The organism is Bradyrhizobium liaoningense (genome assembly GCF_018130825.1).
GTDB lineage: Bacteria > Pseudomonadota > Alphaproteobacteria > Rhizobiales > Xanthobacteraceae > Bradyrhizobium > Bradyrhizobium liaoningense_B.
The window spans coordinates 18,446-32,860 of sequence record NZ_JAFCJS010000016.1; the positions used below are offsets into that span (position 1 = coordinate 18,446).

The 14,415-nt window shown below is 64.6% G+C and carries 17 protein-coding genes; 9 read left to right on the plus strand and 8 right to left on the minus strand.

Translation table 11 applies throughout. The features are described from left to right. The first annotated feature begins 14 nt into the window (after positions 1-14). The 6 genes from JQ603_RS37255 to JQ603_RS37280 all read left to right on the plus strand — a co-directional run bounded on the left by JQ603_RS37255 (position 15) and on the right by JQ603_RS37280 (position 7,374). Positions 15-671 (plus strand): NYN domain-containing protein, encoded by a 657-nt coding sequence (locus JQ603_RS37255; protein ID WP_245004133.1) that lies wholly within the window; start codon positions 15-17, stop codon positions 669-671. Positions 672-747: 76 nt separating this feature from the next. Next, entirely contained in the window at positions 748-2,286 is a 1,539-nt protein-coding gene (locus JQ603_RS37260; RefSeq protein WP_212348401.1) for a YifB family Mg chelatase-like AAA ATPase, read from the plus strand. 98 nt (positions 2,287-2,384) lie between these two features. Continuing rightward, complete coding sequence (locus JQ603_RS37265; RefSeq protein ID WP_212348404.1) at positions 2,385-2,852, plus strand: hypothetical protein; 468 nt, start codon at positions 2,385-2,387, stop codon at positions 2,850-2,852. 213 nt (positions 2,853-3,065) lie between these two features. Then, on the plus strand, positions 3,066-5,291 hold the full coding sequence (locus JQ603_RS37270; protein ID WP_212348407.1) for a PAS domain-containing hybrid sensor histidine kinase/response regulator: 2,226 nt from the start codon (positions 3,066-3,068) through the stop codon (positions 5,289-5,291). Positions 5,292-5,615: 324 nt separating this feature from the next. Beyond that, entirely contained in the window at positions 5,616-6,248 is a 633-nt protein-coding gene (locus JQ603_RS37275; RefSeq protein ID WP_212348410.1) for a histidine phosphatase family protein, read from the plus strand. 79 nt (positions 6,249-6,327) lie between these two features. Beyond that, on the plus strand, positions 6,328-7,374 hold the full coding sequence (locus JQ603_RS37280) for an AI-2E family transporter (protein ID WP_212348413.1): 1,047 nt from the start codon (positions 6,328-6,330) through the stop codon (positions 7,372-7,374). Between the two features lie 16 nt (positions 7,375-7,390). Here the strand turns inward: JQ603_RS37280 and JQ603_RS37285 are convergent, their stop codons facing one another. The 8 genes from JQ603_RS37285 to hisB all read right to left on the minus strand — a co-directional run bounded on the left by JQ603_RS37285 (position 7,391) and on the right by hisB (position 12,467). Further along, positions 7,391-7,630 (minus strand): hypothetical protein, encoded by a 240-nt coding sequence (locus JQ603_RS37285; protein ID WP_212348416.1) that lies wholly within the window; start codon positions 7,628-7,630, stop codon positions 7,391-7,393. Between the two features lie 100 nt (positions 7,631-7,730). After that, on the minus strand, positions 7,731-8,687 hold the full coding sequence (coaA, locus tag JQ603_RS37290) for a type I pantothenate kinase (RefSeq protein WP_212348420.1): 957 nt from the start codon (positions 8,685-8,687) through the stop codon (positions 7,731-7,733). 21 nt (positions 8,688-8,708) lie between these two features. Continuing rightward, the gene (locus JQ603_RS37295) at positions 8,709-9,035 is read right to left on the minus strand and encodes a phosphoribosyl-ATP diphosphatase (RefSeq protein ID WP_212348423.1); all 327 of its coding nucleotides are present in this window, start codon (positions 9,033-9,035) and stop codon (positions 8,709-8,711) included. A gap of 78 nt (positions 9,036-9,113) precedes the next feature. Continuing rightward, complete coding sequence (hisF, locus tag JQ603_RS37300; protein WP_212348425.1) at positions 9,114-9,887, minus strand: imidazole glycerol phosphate synthase subunit HisF; 774 nt, start codon at positions 9,885-9,887, stop codon at positions 9,114-9,116. A 3-nt stretch (positions 9,888-9,890) separates the two neighbouring features. Beyond that, positions 9,891-10,634, minus strand: a complete 744-nt coding sequence (gene hisA / locus JQ603_RS37305) for a 1-(5-phosphoribosyl)-5-[(5-phosphoribosylamino)methylideneamino]imidazole-4-carboxamide isomerase (RefSeq protein ID WP_212348511.1) — start codon at positions 10,632-10,634, stop codon at positions 9,891-9,893. Next, positions 10,631-11,281, minus strand: a complete 651-nt coding sequence (gene hisH, locus JQ603_RS37310; protein WP_212348429.1) for an imidazole glycerol phosphate synthase subunit HisH — start codon at positions 11,279-11,281, stop codon at positions 10,631-10,633. Before hisH ends, hisA begins: the two co-directional genes overlap by 4 nt. Further along, the gene (locus JQ603_RS37315) at positions 11,278-11,808 is read right to left on the minus strand and encodes a DUF2628 domain-containing protein (RefSeq protein WP_212348433.1); all 531 of its coding nucleotides are present in this window, start codon (positions 11,806-11,808) and stop codon (positions 11,278-11,280) included. The genes hisH and JQ603_RS37315 overlap by 4 nt, the downstream gene beginning before the upstream one ends. 65 nt (positions 11,809-11,873) lie before the next feature. After that, the gene (gene hisB, locus JQ603_RS37320; RefSeq protein WP_212348436.1) at positions 11,874-12,467 is read right to left on the minus strand and encodes an imidazoleglycerol-phosphate dehydratase HisB; all 594 of its coding nucleotides are present in this window, start codon (positions 12,465-12,467) and stop codon (positions 11,874-11,876) included. Between the two features lie 242 nt (positions 12,468-12,709). On the opposite strand from hisB, the gene hslV reads away from it, so the two are divergent. The 3 genes from hslV to JQ603_RS37335 are packed head-to-tail and all read left to right on the plus strand — an operon-like array spanning position 12,710 to position 14,373. Then, on the plus strand, positions 12,710-13,270 hold the full coding sequence (hslV, locus tag JQ603_RS37325) for an ATP-dependent protease subunit HslV (RefSeq protein ID WP_212348439.1): 561 nt from the start codon (positions 12,710-12,712) through the stop codon (positions 13,268-13,270). A gap of 3 nt (positions 13,271-13,273) precedes the next feature. Further along, a complete protein-coding gene (locus tag JQ603_RS37330; protein ID WP_212348442.1) occupies positions 13,274-13,759 on the plus strand; it encodes a GNAT family N-acetyltransferase in 486 nt (161 codons plus the stop codon). After that, the gene (locus tag JQ603_RS37335) at positions 13,756-14,373 is read left to right on the plus strand and encodes a DUF2585 domain-containing protein (protein WP_212348462.1); all 618 of its coding nucleotides are present in this window, start codon (positions 13,756-13,758) and stop codon (positions 14,371-14,373) included. The genes JQ603_RS37330 and JQ603_RS37335 overlap by 4 nt, the downstream gene beginning before the upstream one ends. Positions 14,374-14,415 lie beyond the last annotated feature (42 nt).

A 14,415-nucleotide genomic window follows, 5' to 3' on the forward strand; every position in this document is an offset into this window, starting at 1 on the left:
GTGGGGGTTTTATTTTGAAAGTTGCTGTGCTGATCGACGGCGGCCATCTTCGCGTCCAGGCGCGAATGGCAAATCATCGCTATGATCCTGATTTTATTGAGAAAGTTGCGCACACATGCGTAGAGGAAAAGGAAACCCTCCTGCGCGTGCTCTATTATGATTGTCCTCCATTTAATGGAGAAGTGAAGCTGCCTGTCTCAGGGGAGACGACTACATTCAAAGGGTCGGATAAGTGGCTTCGGGAACTGGCGGCAAAGGACCTGTTCGCCGTAAGGCGAGGGGTGCTCAAGTTTCGAGGCTATAAGCCCAAAAAGATTCCTGTAGTTGGCAAAGAGCTAACCGATGACGACTTCGCGCCAGATTTCGAACAGAAGGGCGTTGATATGCGCATTGGGCTGGACATGGCGAACTTCGCCGCTGACAGGACCGTAGATCGGATAATCTTGGTAACTGGCGATACCGATTGTGTGCCAGCGATGAAGAACTGCCGGATTCGCGGTCTACAGGTCATCTTGGCCGCATTGCCCGGCCATACCGCTGCTCAAGAACTACTTTGGCATTCCGACATTCATCGCACTGTGAATTGGCCCTCACAGCCTGATGCTGCAAAGGCTACCCCGGCTTCGTCAGTGCCTGCCCCGAGAAAGCTGACGTGGCAACGGGCCAAATAATTTCAAACTGAGGCACGACCGGACGGCGCCCTGCTCTGCTACCCTTGATTGTGCGAGAGGGCAGGCTGGTTCGGGCATGGTTCAACGGGTTTCCACCGTCGCCTTTGAGGGGATCGAGGCCCGCGCGGTCGACGTGCAGGTGCAGGTCGCGCCCGGCCTGCCGGCGTTCGCCATCGTCGGCCTGCCTGACAAGGCGGTGTCGGAGGCGCGCGAGCGGGTACGCTCGGCGCTGATCGCCTCTGGGCTGGCGCTGCCGGCGCGGCGGATCATCGTCAATCTGGCGCCCGCCGATCTGCCCAAGGAAGGCAGCCATTACGACCTGCCGATCGCGCTTGGCCTGATGGCGGCGATCGGCGCGATCCCGCCGGATGCGCTGACCGGTTTTACCGTGCTCGGCGAGCTCGGGCTCGACGGCTCGATCGCAGCCGTCGCCGGCGTGCTCCCCGCCGCGATCGGCGCCAATCAGCGCGAGGAAGGCTTGATCTGCCCGGCCGCCTGCGGTTCGGAGGCGGCGTGGGCGAGCCCGGATATCCAGATCATTGCAGCACAATCGCTGATCCAGATCGCCAACCATTTCAAGGGCACGCAGGTGCTGTCGCGGCCCTCGCCGAAAGTGCACGAGGCCGCCGCTTCAAAGCTCGACCTGCGCGACATCAAGGGCCAGGAAAGCGCCAAGCGCGCGCTCGAGATCGCGGCCGCCGGCGGACATCACCTCCTGATGATCGGCGCACCCGGCGCCGGAAAATCGATGCTGGCGGCGCGTCTGCCCTCGATCCTGCCACCGCTGTCGCCGGGCGAGCTTCTGGAAGTCTCGATGATCGCTTCCGTCGCCGGCGAGATCGAGGGCGGCGCGCTGACGTCGCGGCGGCCGTTCCGCTCGCCGCATCACTCCGCCAGCATGGCCGCGCTCACCGGCGGCGGCATGCGCGCAAAACCCGGCGAGATCTCGCTCGCGCATCAGGGCGTGCTGTTCCTCGACGAATTGCCGGAGTTCGATCCGCGCGTGCTGGATTCGCTGCGCCAGCCGCTGGAGAACGGCGAGGTCTCGGTGTCCCGCGCCAATCACCGCGTCACCTACCCTGCGCGCTTCATGCTGGTCGCAGCGATGAATCCCTGCCGCTGCGGCAACGCCTTCGAGCCAGGTTACGCCTGCAAGCGCGGCCGCATCGATCGCTGCACCTCCGACTACCAGGCCCGCATCTCCGGCCCGCTGATGGACCGCATCGACCTGCGCATCGAGGTGCCGGGCGTGACCGCCGCCGATCTGATCCTGCCGGCGGCGGCGGAGGGCTCGGCCGAGGTCGCAGCACGCGTGGCGGCGGCGCGCGACATCCAGCTTGCGCGTTACGCCGATGCGGGCCTGCCGAATGTCCGCACCAATGCCGAGGCGCCCGCCTCCGTGCTGGAGGAGATCGCCAAGCCCGATGCGCAGGGTCAAAAACTGCTGCGCGATGCCGCCGAGACCATGCGGCTGTCGGCGCGCGGCTATCACCGCGTGCTGCGGGTGGCGCGGACGCTCGCCGATCTCGATCACGCCGACAAGATCGGCCGGCTGCATCTCGCCGAGGCCTTGTCCTACCGCGCACTCGCGGAGGATGTGCGCCAGATGGCGTGATCATTCCGCGCGTCAACCCGGCGGTAACGAGTTTCCTTTACGCTCTGCAAACCATAAGGCCCGACGAGTTTTCAAAAGGGCCTGGCGAGTAGAGTGTCATGTTGCGTTTCAAGATCCTGGCCTCGGTTGTTCCCCTGCTGGCGGCTGCGGTGTTTGCCCGCGGCGAGATCGGATCGGTCTCACATCCCTGCATCGCCTTGGGCGAAACCTCGGTCGAGCTGACATCCCTGTTCTGGACCGCCGGCGTCCACGTCGCCTTCACCGACGATCCCGCGCGGGCCACCGTCAGGGTCCAGATCACCGACGATGCGGACGCCGCGGACTTCGCGGTCGTCGACGACGGCCTCGGTTCCGAGACCGATTCCTGCCAGGCCAATCCGGCAAACCGCCTCGTCACCATCGCGGCGCAGCCGGTCGATGGCGGCCCGGTCATCTATCTCTCGACCGACGGCCCCGCCGATTACCGAATCTATGTGCGCTCCAAGACGTTCTCGCAGCGCGAGGCCGCGGCGCTGATCGTTGGCGCTCACGACGGTCGCCGGCCGGTCCAAGCCGCCTCGCTCTAAAGCGCGATGAGGAGTCTCATCGCGCTTTAGGTTGTTGTTCGAGCATGATCTTCCCGGAAAACCGCTGCACACTTTTCCGGATCATGCTCTAGGCCATTAACACCTCGTCAACCCTGTTTGGAGGCGGCGCCACCGCCTCAAGCTGTTCGCAAGGTCGGCGCGACATCGTCGCATGCAGCGGCGGTGGGGTTTCGGACAAGAGTCGGGGTTGCGATGGGTCGGACGTTCCGGATCAAGGTGCGCATGCGCCGCTTCAGGCGGCAGCATCCCAGGATCGCCTTCGCGATCCGCTCCTTCATGATCTTCTCGGCGACGTTTGGCGGCGCCTATGGCTTCGTCTCCGGTAGTCGCTCCGAGAATTCCGGCTACGATCCCAACGCCTTTGCGATCGGCGCGAGCTTTTTGTTCGCCCTCGCCTGCCTCGGCCTTGCCACGCTCAGCATGCGCTTGCGCTTCGTCAACAAGCGGCTGCGCAAGCTCGCCGCCCACAACGAGGCGCTGATCGACCGCAATTGGGAGCTGAAGGAAGCCGAGGAGCGCGCCCGCAGCCTGTTCGAGCAGCAGGGCGATCTGATCGTGCTGCGCGACCATCAGGGCCGCATCACCTTCGCCAACGACGCCTATTGCGCGCTTGCGGGCCAGGCGCGCAGCGCGCTGGTCGGCACGCGTTTCGATTTCGACGTGCTGGAGCAGGGCGACAGCGCCCGCGAAAGCAACGGCACCCGCATCCACGACCAGAGGATCACCACGCCGCTCGGCGCGCGCTGGATCGCCTGGCGTGAAGGTTACGTGCGGCTCGACGCCGGCCAGGCCGCCGAACTGCAGAGCGTGGGGCGCGACGTCACCGACCGCACCGAGACCGAGCGTGCACTGTCGGAGGCACGCGATCAGGCCGATGCCGCCAACCGCGCCAAGTCGCGCTTCCTGGCGATGGCATCGCATGAGATCCGCACGCCGCTCAACGGCATCATCGGCATGGGCGGCCTCCTGCTCGACACCAATCTGACGCCGGAGCAGGCGACCTATGCCAGGGCGGTGAAGACCTCGGGCGAAGCGCTGATGGCGCTGATCGAGGAGCTGCTCGACTATTCCAAGATCGAAGCCGGCAAGCTCGACCTCGAGCAGCGTCCGTTCGCGCTCTCGACCCTGATCGAGGAGATCACCGAGCTGCTGGCGCCGCGTGCGCAGGCCAAGCAGCTCGAGATTGCCGCCTATGTCGACGAGCGCCTGCCGCTGGAAGTCGTCGGCGACGCCGCACGGCTGCGTCAGGTGCTGCTCAATCTCGCCGGCAACGCCATCAAGTTCACAGCTCACGGCGGCGTCGCGCTGATTGTCGAACCCGGCATCTGGCCGAACGAGATCAGCTTCCTGGTCCGCGACACCGGCATCGGCATCGCGCCCGAAGCGCAGCAGCGCATCTTCCGCGAATTCGAGCAGGCCGACGAGCGCGTCGCCCGCACCTATGGCGGCACCGGGCTCGGCCTCGCCATCAGCGAACGCATCGTCAAGCGCATGGGCGGCCGCATCACGCTGACCAGCGAGCCGGGCAAGGGCGCGACCTTCGAGGTCGCGGTGCCGCTCGCACCGTCGCTGGGAGCCACGGGGCAGACGACGTTCCCGAGCCCCGACCTCACCGGCAAGTCGATCCTCGCGATCGCCGAGGGGATCGAGGCCTCGCTGATCGCGCGGCGCTTGGAGCGCTGGGGCGCTCAGACCTGCCTTGTGTCGCACGCCACCGTCGCGGAAGCGCTGCTGCCGGAACGCTCATGGCACGCAGTGCTGATCGATCGCGCGATCGGTCCTGCCATCGCCGACCGGCTGGGCGAAATCGCCCGCGCGCATGCGCCGCAGCGGCTGGTGCTGCTGACGTCGAGCTCGCGGCATGAGAAGATCTCGCCGGCCTTCACCGGATTCCTGGTCAAGCCGCTGCGCGCGGCCTCGCTCGCCGCACGCCTCACGCTGACGCCGGAGATCCCCTCGCCCGACCTCGCGCCGGAACCGCCGGCGGAATCCACCGGCGCAGCGTCGGTGAAAGCCCTGTCGATCCTCGTCGCCGAGGACAATGAGATCAACGCACTGCTGATGCGTTCGCTGCTGACAAAGCTCGGCCACCGCGTCGTCATCGCCGTCCATGGCGAGGCCGCGCTGGAATCCTGGCTGGCGGCGTCATCGGCCGGCACGCCCTACGATCTCGTGCTCATGGATATCCAGATGCCGCAGCTCGACGGCATCGAGGCAACCAAACGCATCCGCGCCCATGAGGCCGCCACCGGCGGCCATAACACGCCGATCCTGGCGCTCACGGCCAATACACTAGTTGAGGATCGTTATGCGTGCTTCGAAGCCGGCATGAACGGCTTCCTGATCAAGCCGCTCGATCGGGACAAGCTCGACGAGGCACTGGCGGGACTGGCGGCGTCGCGGCATCTGGCAGTGTAGCGGCAATCGACGCTGCCGTAGGGTGGACAAAGCGAAGCGTGCCCACGAATCGTTCGACAACAGGCACAGAGCGTGGGCACGGCGCTTCGCGCCTTTGCCCACCCTACGGCACCGCAGCCTGCAACTCTCTCCCCGTCATTGCGAGCGCAGCGCAGCGAAGCAATCCAGAGTCTCTCCGGGGGGACAGTCTGGATTGCTTCGCTGCGCTCGCAATGACGATGTGGTGACAGGAGCGCCTTGCCCGACCGACAATCTGCGATTGAAATCCAACGCACTGCGCGTCATCATCCTTCGGGGGCTCGGTTTCCGACGAGGATATCGCGCATGAATGTGCTCTACCGGCTCTCCGTCATTGTCTTTCTCGCTGTTTGCTCCCAGGCCGCCGCCACGGCCGACACGCCGGACCTCATCGCATCGCTGAAGCAAGGCGGCTACGTCCTCGTCTTTCGGCACACTGCCACGGACGACAGTCAAAAGGACGTCTATCCCTTCAAGTTCGACGACATGAGCGCCCAGCGTCAGCTCAGTGAAAAGGGCAGGGATGCGGCGCGCCAGATCGGGACGGCGATCAAGGAGCTCGCGATCCCGATCGGCAATGTCTACACCAGCCGGCTGAACCGTGCGGTCGAGGCCGGCAAGCTGATTTCCGGCCGCGAGGTCAAGCCGGTCGATGCGTTGACGGACAGCAGTAACGCGAGTGCATCGGGAATGGCAAACCCGACCGGTGCAAATGCCAGGGCGGGCCAGGCCGTGCGTCAGCTCGTCGATACGCCGCCGAAGGCCGGCACCAACACGTTCCTGGTCACGCACAAGACGAACATCGCCGATGCTTTCGGCAAGGAGGCCGGCGACGTGCAGGAAGGCGAAGCTTTCGTCTACAAGGCCGGCAGCTCGGGCCCCGCCACCTTTGCAGGGCGCATCAAGCTCGCGGATTGGAGCGCGAAAGCGGGCAAATGACGGGAGCGCGACTTGGCGCTCCGCCACGATCTTGTGATACCGATGTCTTGTGACGCGCGACTAAAGGGCTGGCGAACACGTGAGAACATCGGAAGACCGCTCATTCCTCGTCTTGCTTGCCGCGATCTCCGTCGCGTTCGGCTGGGTGCTTTGGCCGTTCTCCGGAGCATTGCTGTGGGCCACGCTGCTGGCGATCATCTTCGCACCACTCTATCGACACGCCCTGAAAACCCTCCCGGGAAGGCACAACCTTGCCGCATTATTCACTGTCGTCGTCGTGGTCGTCATGGTGTTGATCCCCGTGGCGATCGTCATCGCTTCGCTCGTCGAGCAGGGAGGGGAGCTGTATCAGCGCGTTCAGAGCGGGGAGATCAGTTTCGCCCATCCTCTGCAGCAACTGAAATCCGCGCTGCCCGACTGGGCTGCTTCCGTCTCGGACCGCCTGGCCGGCATCGATCTTTCGGCCCTGAAAGAGCGCCTCTCGAGCCTGGTCGTCCCGGCCGGCCAGCAGCTGGCCGGCCATGCTTTCAACATCGGCCAGCTGACGGTGGAGTTCGTCGCAAGCTTGCTCGTGATGCTGTACCTGCTGTTCTTCTTCCTGCGCGACGGTGACGAGCTCAACATACGCATCCGCGACGCGCTGCCGCTGCGTGCGAGCCACACCGCCGCGATTCTGGATGCGTTCACCCTCTCGGTTCGCGGGACGATCAAAGGAATCATCCTGGTTGCTCTGATCCAGGGAGCGCTTGGCGGGCTGATCTTCTGGCTGCTCGGCCTGACCGCGCCGCTGCTGGCGGGCGCTCTCATGGCGCTGCTTTCGCTCCTGCCCGTGCTCGGCTCCGCCCTGGTTTGGGTTCCGGTCGGGCTCTACCTGCTTGTGGCAGGCGCAGTCACGAAGGGAATCATCCTGCTCGCATTCGGGACTTTCGTGATCGGTCTTGCCGACAATTTTCTCCGCCCTGTCCTGGTCGGCCAGTCGATCCGAATGCCAAGCTATATTGTGCTGCTTGCCACCCTGGGCGGCCTTGCAACTTTCGGCGCGAACGGCTTCGTCATCGGCCCGCTCGTCGCCGCAATGTTTCTGACGACGTGGCACATCTTCGTCGGTTCGAAAGCGCAACAGTAGGTCCGGAAACGACCGGTTATGCGGCGGAAGCCGTAGGCCGCGGCGTAGAGAGCTTGTCAGTCGGCGCTTTGCCTGCCTTGAAGATGGTCTCCGTCTGGGCCGCCCGCTTGCAATGCGGGCACACGAAGAGATGCGCGATGATCGGGGTCGGCTCATCCGCGAGCAGTTCGGAGCGGAACCACTTCATCTCGATATGACAGTCCGGGCAGGCCGGTGCTTCGAGCTGCGCCGCAGCGCTTCTGAGACGATCAACCATGGTGCCTCCCGCCGTTTCAAAGCATAGCGGAAGACCCATTATTGGTCTGCAACAAAAGATACATTTGCAGGCCAGCCGAGGCCCATGTTCACGGGCGCGATCACAACCGCCTGAGCGCCACGCTCTCCACCACGTGATCCGGGCCCTTCTTCAGGATCAGCGTCGCGCGGGGGCGGGTGGGCAGGATGTTGTCCTCGAGATTGGCGAGGTTGGTGCGCTCCCAGATCGCGGTCGCGGTCGCGGTGGCTTCCTCGTCCGAGAGCAGCGCGTAGCGGTTGAAGTAGGATTTTGGATTGGTGAATGCGGTGTCGCGCAGCGCCAGGAAGCGCTTGATGTACCAGCGGCGCAGCGCCGCTTCGTCGGCATCGATATAGACCGAGAAGTCGAAGAAGTCGGAAACGACGGGCACTGCCTTGCCGTCACGCGGCAGCTTGCCGGTCTGCAGGACGTTGACGCCCTCGACGATCAGGATGTCGGGCTGATCGACCTCGGCCCACTGGCCCGGCACGATGTCATAGGTCAGATGGGAGTAGACCGGCGCGCGCACATGGCGACGGCCCGACTTGATGTCGGAGAGAAAGCTGAGCAGCAGCGGCAGGTCGTAGCTCTCCGGAAAGCCCTTCTTCTGCATGATGCCCTGCCGGTCGAGCACCGCGTTGGGATAGAGGAATCCGTCGGTGGTGATCAGCTCGACCTTCGGGCGCGGCGACCAGCGCGCCAGGAGCGCCTGGAGCACGCGGGCCGTGGTGGACTTTCCGACCGCGACCGAACCGGCGACGCCGATGATATAGGGCACCTTGCGGTCGCGGATGTTGAGGAACTGGCGCTCGGCGTAATACAGGCGCTGCATCGCATCGACATAGATCGAGAGCAGGCGCGACAGCGGAAGATAGATGTCCTCGACCTCCTGCAGGTCGAGGCGATCGTGCAGCGAGCGCAGCCGGTCAAACTCGCCCGGCTCCAGCGTCATCGGCGTATCGTCGCGCAGGCGCGCCCACTCATCGCGCGTATAAACGCGGTACGGATTATACTGCTGCTCCGGTGCGCGGATATCCATGAAGCGACCTCTCCACCTCGGCTAGTTGCCGCTCTTGCGCGACGCCTTCTCTTCCAACCCTGACATGTTCGTCCGCTTGTCCAGCGCGGCTTCGACCTCTTCCAGCTTTATGCCGCGTGCCTTCAAAAGCACAAGGAAATGATAGAGCAGATCGGCACTCTCGGCGATCAGATGCGCGCGATCGTTTTCGACTGCTGCGATTACGGTTTCGACTGCTTCCTCGCCGAACTTCTTGGCGCAATGCTCGGCGCCCTTGTCTAGGAGCTTGCGGGTATAGGAGGCCTCGCCGCCGGAAGCCGCGCGGGCGTCGATGGTCTCGGCCAGATCGTGGATCGTGAAACGCGACATCGGACTTACTCGGAAACACATGAGGCCACGGAGGCCATTCCCCGCAGGCTAATGTAGCATTTTTACGAACGGGAGTCGTCAGGCATCGAGGCGCATCGGCAGCCCGCGCCTCGCCATGTGCTCCTTGGCTTCGCGGATGGTGAATTCCCCGAAGTGGAAGATCGAGGCAGCCAGGACGGCCGTGGCGTGCCCGTCGCGGATACCGTCGACGAGGTGGTCGAGATTGCCGACGCCGCCCGAGGCGATCACGGGAACGGGAACGCTGTCGGCGATCGCCCGGGTCAGCGGAATGTCGAAGCCTTGCCGTGTGCCGTCGCGATCCATCGAGGTGAGCAGGATTTCACCGGCGCCGAGCGAGACCACCTCCTGGGCGTATTCGATCGCATCGATGCCGGTGGAGTTGCGGCCGCCATGGGTGAAGATCTCCCAGCGGTCACTGCCCGGACGCTTGACGCGCTTGGCGTCGATCGCAACCACCACGCACTGCTCGCCGAATTTTTCGGCAGCTTCCTTGACGAATTCGCGCCGCGACACCGCGGCGCTGTTGATCGAGACCTTGTCGGCGCCGGCGCGCAGCAGCGTCTTGATGTCGTTGACCTCACGCACGCCACCGCCGACGGTCACGGGCATGAAGCAGGCCTCCGCCGTGCGCCGGACCACGTCCAGCATGATGCCGCGATTCTCGTGGGTCGCGGTGATGTCGAGGAACGTCAGCTCGTCGGCGCCCGCGGCGTCGTAGGCGATCGCGGCTTCGACGGGATCGCCGGCATCGCGCAGATCGACGAAGTTGACGCCCTTGACGACGCGGCCGTCCTTGACGTCGAGGCAGGGGATCACGCGCACCTTGAACATGTGTCAGCTCCCAGGCGCGCGTGCGTTGCGGATCAAGGTGAGGGCGGCGGCGGGATCGAGCCGGCCGTCGTAGAGGGCGCGGCCGGCGATCGCGCCGGCGAGCTTTTTGGCCCGCGGCATCAGCATCGCTTTCACATCCTCGATCGAGGCGAGGCCGCCGGAAGCGATCACCGGAATGGAGATGGCGTCGGCGAGCGCGATGGTCGCATCGAGGTTCAGGCCCTTGAGCAGGCCGTCGCGCGCGATGTCGGTGAAGATGATGGCGGCGACGCCGGCATCCTCGAAACGCTTGGCGATCTCCAGCACCGTCACCTGCGAAGTCTCGGCCCAGCCTTCGACCGCGACCTTGCCGTCACGGGCATCGAGCCCGACCGCAACGCGGCCGGGGAATTTCTTCGCGGCCGATTTCACCAGCTCGGGATCGCGCACCGCGGCGGTGCCGATGATGACGCGGGTGATGCCCTTGGCGAGCCAGGCTTCGACGGTCTTGAGATCGCGAATGCCGCCGCCGAGCTGCACCGGGATCTTGATCGTCTTCAGCATCGCCTCGACGGCCTCGGCGTTCACCGGTTTGCCGGCGAAAGCGCCGTCGAGGTCGACGACGTGGAGATACTCAAAGCCCTGCTCGGCAAAGCTCTGCGCCTGGGCTGCGGGATTGAGATTGAAAACGGTCGCGCGCGCCATGTCGCCTTGCTCGAGGCGCACGCATTGGCCGTTCTTGAGGTCGATCGCGGGGAAGAGAATCACGGTTTCCATCGCAAGAAGTTCGAGATCAGGGCGAGGCCGAAGCGCTGGCTCTTCTCGGGGTGAAACTGCGTGCCGATTGCGGTGTCCTTCGCGACGATCGCGGTGACAGGCCCGCCGTAATCGGCGCGCGCGAGCACGTCCGCCTCGCTGGCGGGATTGAGGTGATAGGAGTGCACGAAATAGGCGTGCTGGCCCTTGGGGCCGAGCGGCAGCCTGTTCAGCACCGGATGCTCCCTGAGCACCTCGAGCGTATTCCAGCCCATGTGCGGGATCTTCAGGCTTTCGTCGCGCGGCGTGATCTTCTCGACGTCGCCGCCGATCCAGTTCAGGCCTTCGGTGATGACATGCTCCTTGCCGCGGCTTGCCATCAGCTGCATGCCGACGCAGATGCCGAAGAACGGCCGCGCCTTGACGCGCACCGCTTCGGTGATCGCCTCGACCATGCCGTTGACGGCATCGAGCCCGCGCCGGCAATCGGCGAAGGCGCCGACGCCCGGCAGCACCAGACGGTCAGCCTCGTAGGCCTGATCGGGATCGCTGGTGACGAAAACCTTTTGCGGATTTTCGAGGCTGCGCGCGGCGCGCTCGAAAGCCTTGGCGGCGGAATGCAGATTTCCGGAACCGTAATCGATGATGGCGACGCTCATCTTGACCCTCCCGGTTCTGGAAACAATCCAATGATGCCGCCGGCCGGAATCGGCGGCGGGTTCGAGAATTGCTGGCCGGGCACGCCCCGGGTCGGCGGCGGGCCGCCACGGTCGACGGCCCATTGATCGTTGACGATGCCGTGCTGCTTCTGGCTCCAGCGCTCGAAGAAGCGGCGCTCGGCCGTGTCATGGTCGTCGGCGATGACGATGTCGAGCTGCCGCCACTTGCAGCGCGACAGCGTCCAGCGCCGCAGGCTGGAGGCCTCGAGACCCATCAGCAGCGCGATAACGATATCGGCGAGGAAGATCGAGCTGCGGCCAATACCGAGGCTGGAGAGCCCGGCATGGAATGCGGCAATGAAGATCAGCCAGCCGATCAGCACCAGCCACAGCCGATTCCACAGCAGCCAGAGCGGGCCGAAGATCATCGCCCAGAAATGGAAGCCGTCGCGCACGAAGACGAATTTGTCGGTCGCGCGCAGATCGGCTCCGCCAGGGAAGGGAGCATGAACTGTGTAGGCAGGCATGGTGATGCCCCGTTCTCGAGAATTGAGTAGATGCCGCCAGCGGCGTTCGCCGCGCGACGGAGATGTCAGCCGCCGAGCGAGCCCTTGGTGGACGGGATTTCGCCCGCCGCCTTCGGATCGATTGCAACCGCGGTGCGCAGCGCCCGCGCTAGACCCTTGAAGCAAGACTCGGCGATATGATGGCTGTTATCGCCATATAGGGTCTCGACGTGGAGAGTCACGCCGGCGTTGATGGCGAAGGCCTGGAACCACTCGCGCACCAGCTCGGTGTCGAACTCACCGATCTTGTCGCGGGGGAAGTCGGCCTTGAAGACCAGGAACGGGCGGCCCGAAATGTCGATGACCACACGCGACAGCGTCTCGTCCATGGGCATGTGCACGCCGGCATAGCGGGTGATGCCCGCCATGTTGCCGAGCGCCTGCTTGACCGCCTGGCCGAGCGCGATGCCGGTGTCTTCGGTGGTATGGTGATAATCAATGTGCAGGTCGCCCACCGCCTTGACCGTGAGGTCGATGCGGGAATGGCGGGCGAGAAGATCGAGCATATGGTCGAAAAAGCCGATGCCGGTCGCGATATTGGCCATGCCGGTGCCATCGAGGTTCACGGAGACCTCGATGTCGGTTTCCTTGGTCTTGCGCTTGATCGTCGCGGTGCGCATTGAAAGCTGGCTTTCGCTTCTATTTGAACATGATCTTTTCCGGAAAACCGGTGCCCACTTTTCCGGATCATGCTCGGGGGCCGAAAACGCCAGTCTATTAACAGCCAAATGACACCTTCGCTACTGCGGGAACGGCCGGCCGGGGCTCTACTTCTGCCTATGGTGAGCGAAATTCGGCCCGGAACGGCCCGTTGTGCCCTTGGCTCGGACCCCCTAAATCAGGCCGGACAGTGAGGTATTTCATGCAGGACACCCAGAACAGCTCGCCGGGCTGGCACGGCACCACGATTTTGACGGTCCGCAAGGGCGGCAAGGTGGTGGTCGGCGGCGACGGCCAGGTCTCGATCGGCCAGACCGTGATCAAGTCCAACGCCAAAAAGGTCCGTAAGCTCGGCAAGGGCGACGTGATCGGCGGCTTCGCCGGCGCCACGGCCGATGCCTTTACGCTGTTCGAGCGACTGGAGAGCAAGCTCGAGCAATATCCGGGGCAGCTGACCCGGGCCGCCGTGGAGCTCGCCAAGGACTGGCGCACCGACCGTTACCTCAGGCGGCTGGAGGCCATGATGATCGTGGCCGACAAGGACGTCTCCCTGGTGCTGACAGGCACCGGCGACGTGCTCGAGCCCGAGGCGGGCGTGATGGCGATCGGCTCCGGCGGCAACTACGCCCTGGCCGCGGCCCGGGCCCTGCTCGACACCGACAAGGACGCCGAGACCATCGTCCGCCGCTCCCTCGACATCGCCGCCGACATCTGCGTCTACACCAACCGCAACCTGACCATCGAGAGCCTGACGAGCGGCTAGGAGATGCCGCCCGCCTATACCTTCCGACCGATGGCCGCGGCCGACCTGCCGCTGATCCGGCGGTGGCTGGGCGAAGCCCATGTGCGGGAATGGTGGGGCGATCCGGACGAGCAGTTTGCGCTGGTGAGCGGTGACCTCATTGAGCCGGCGATGGACCAGTTCATCGTCTTGGCCGGCGACAGGCCCTTCGGCTATCTTCAATGCTACCGCCTGACCGCCTGGAATACGGGCTTCGGGCCGCAACCGGAGGGCACGCGTGGCATCGACCAGTTCATCGGCGAGCGCGACATGATCGGGCGCGGCCACGGCTCGGCGTTCATCCGCGCGTTCGTCGACGAGCAGTTGCGGCACGGCCTGCCGCGCATTGTCACCGATCCGGATCCGCTCAATGCACGCGCCGTACGCGCCTACGAGAAGGCAGGCTTCGTCCGTGACCGCATGGTCGAGACGCCGGACGGGTCGGCGCTGTTGATGGTGCGCGAAGCATGACGCTGGCACATGCGCAGGAGAGCAAGGTCGCATTTCCACCGCTCGCCTGGGCCGGCGTCGCGCTGCTGTTGCTGGCGCTGCAAGCGGCGATCCTGTTCGCGATGGGCCGCGTGCCGATCTGCACCTGCGGTTATGTCAAGCTGTGGCACGGCGTGGTGAACAGCTCGGAGAATTCCCAGCACATCGCCGACTGGTACACCTTCTCGCACATCCTGCACGGCTTCCTGTTCTACGGCTTGACCTGGCTGCTGTTCGCTCGTCTGCCGTTTCTCACCTTGTCGTGGCCGGCGCGGCTGATCATCGCCATGCTGATCGAGGGCGCCTGGGAGATCGTCGAGAACTCGCCCTTCATCATCGAGCGCTACCGCGCCGGCACGATCTCGCTGGACTATTACGGCGACAGCATCGTCAATTCGGTGTCTGACAATCTGGCCATGATGCTCGGGTTCCTGGTCGCGCGCTTGCTGCCGGTATCTGCGACCGTCCTGCTCGGCCTTGCCTTCGAGATCATGCTGGCGCTCCATATTCGCGACAATCTGACGCTCAATATCCTGATGCTGATCCATCCGATCGAGGCCGTGAAACAATGGCAGTCGGGCCCGCCGATCATCTGACGGCCGAAAAAAGCGGCTTGTCCCGGCCCGCATCTGACCCTA

Bases quoted from the DNA above. Each gene is read 5' to 3' on its own strand.
- JQ603_RS37260 (WP_212348401.1), top strand. From the start codon at position 748: ATGGTTCAACGGGTTTCCACCGTCGCCTTTGAGGGGATCGAGGCCCGC.
- JQ603_RS37265 (WP_212348404.1), top strand. From the start codon at position 2,385: ATGTTGCGTTTCAAGATCCTGGCCTCGGTTGTTCCCCTGCTGGCGGCT.
- JQ603_RS37270 (WP_212348407.1), top strand. From the start codon at position 3,066: ATGGGTCGGACGTTCCGGATCAAGGTGCGCATGCGCCGCTTCAGGCGG.
- JQ603_RS37275 (WP_212348410.1), top strand. From the start codon at position 5,616: ATGAATGTGCTCTACCGGCTCTCCGTCATTGTCTTTCTCGCTGTTTGC.
- JQ603_RS37285 (WP_212348416.1), bottom strand. From the start codon at position 7,630: ATGGTTGATCGTCTCAGAAGCGCTGCGGCGCAGCTCGAAGCACCGGCC.
- coaA (WP_212348420.1), bottom strand. From the start codon at position 8,687: ATGGATATCCGCGCACCGGAGCAGCAGTATAATCCGTACCGCGTTTAT.
- JQ603_RS37295 (WP_212348423.1), bottom strand. From the start codon at position 9,035: ATGTCGCGTTTCACGATCCACGATCTGGCCGAGACCATCGACGCCCGC.
- hisF (WP_212348425.1), bottom strand. From the start codon at position 9,887: ATGTTCAAGGTGCGCGTGATCCCCTGCCTCGACGTCAAGGACGGCCGC.
- hisH (WP_212348429.1), bottom strand. From the start codon at position 11,281: ATGAGCGTCGCCATCATCGATTACGGTTCCGGAAATCTGCATTCCGCC.
- JQ603_RS37315 (WP_212348433.1), bottom strand. From the start codon at position 11,808: ATGCCTGCCTACACAGTTCATGCTCCCTTCCCTGGCGGAGCCGATCTG.
- hisB (WP_212348436.1), bottom strand. From the start codon at position 12,467: ATGCGCACCGCGACGATCAAGCGCAAGACCAAGGAAACCGACATCGAG.
- hslV (WP_212348439.1), top strand. From the start codon at position 12,710: ATGCAGGACACCCAGAACAGCTCGCCGGGCTGGCACGGCACCACGATT.
- JQ603_RS37330 (WP_212348442.1), top strand. From the start codon at position 13,274: ATGCCGCCCGCCTATACCTTCCGACCGATGGCCGCGGCCGACCTGCCG.
- JQ603_RS37335 (WP_212348462.1), top strand. From the start codon at position 13,756: ATGACGCTGGCACATGCGCAGGAGAGCAAGGTCGCATTTCCACCGCTC.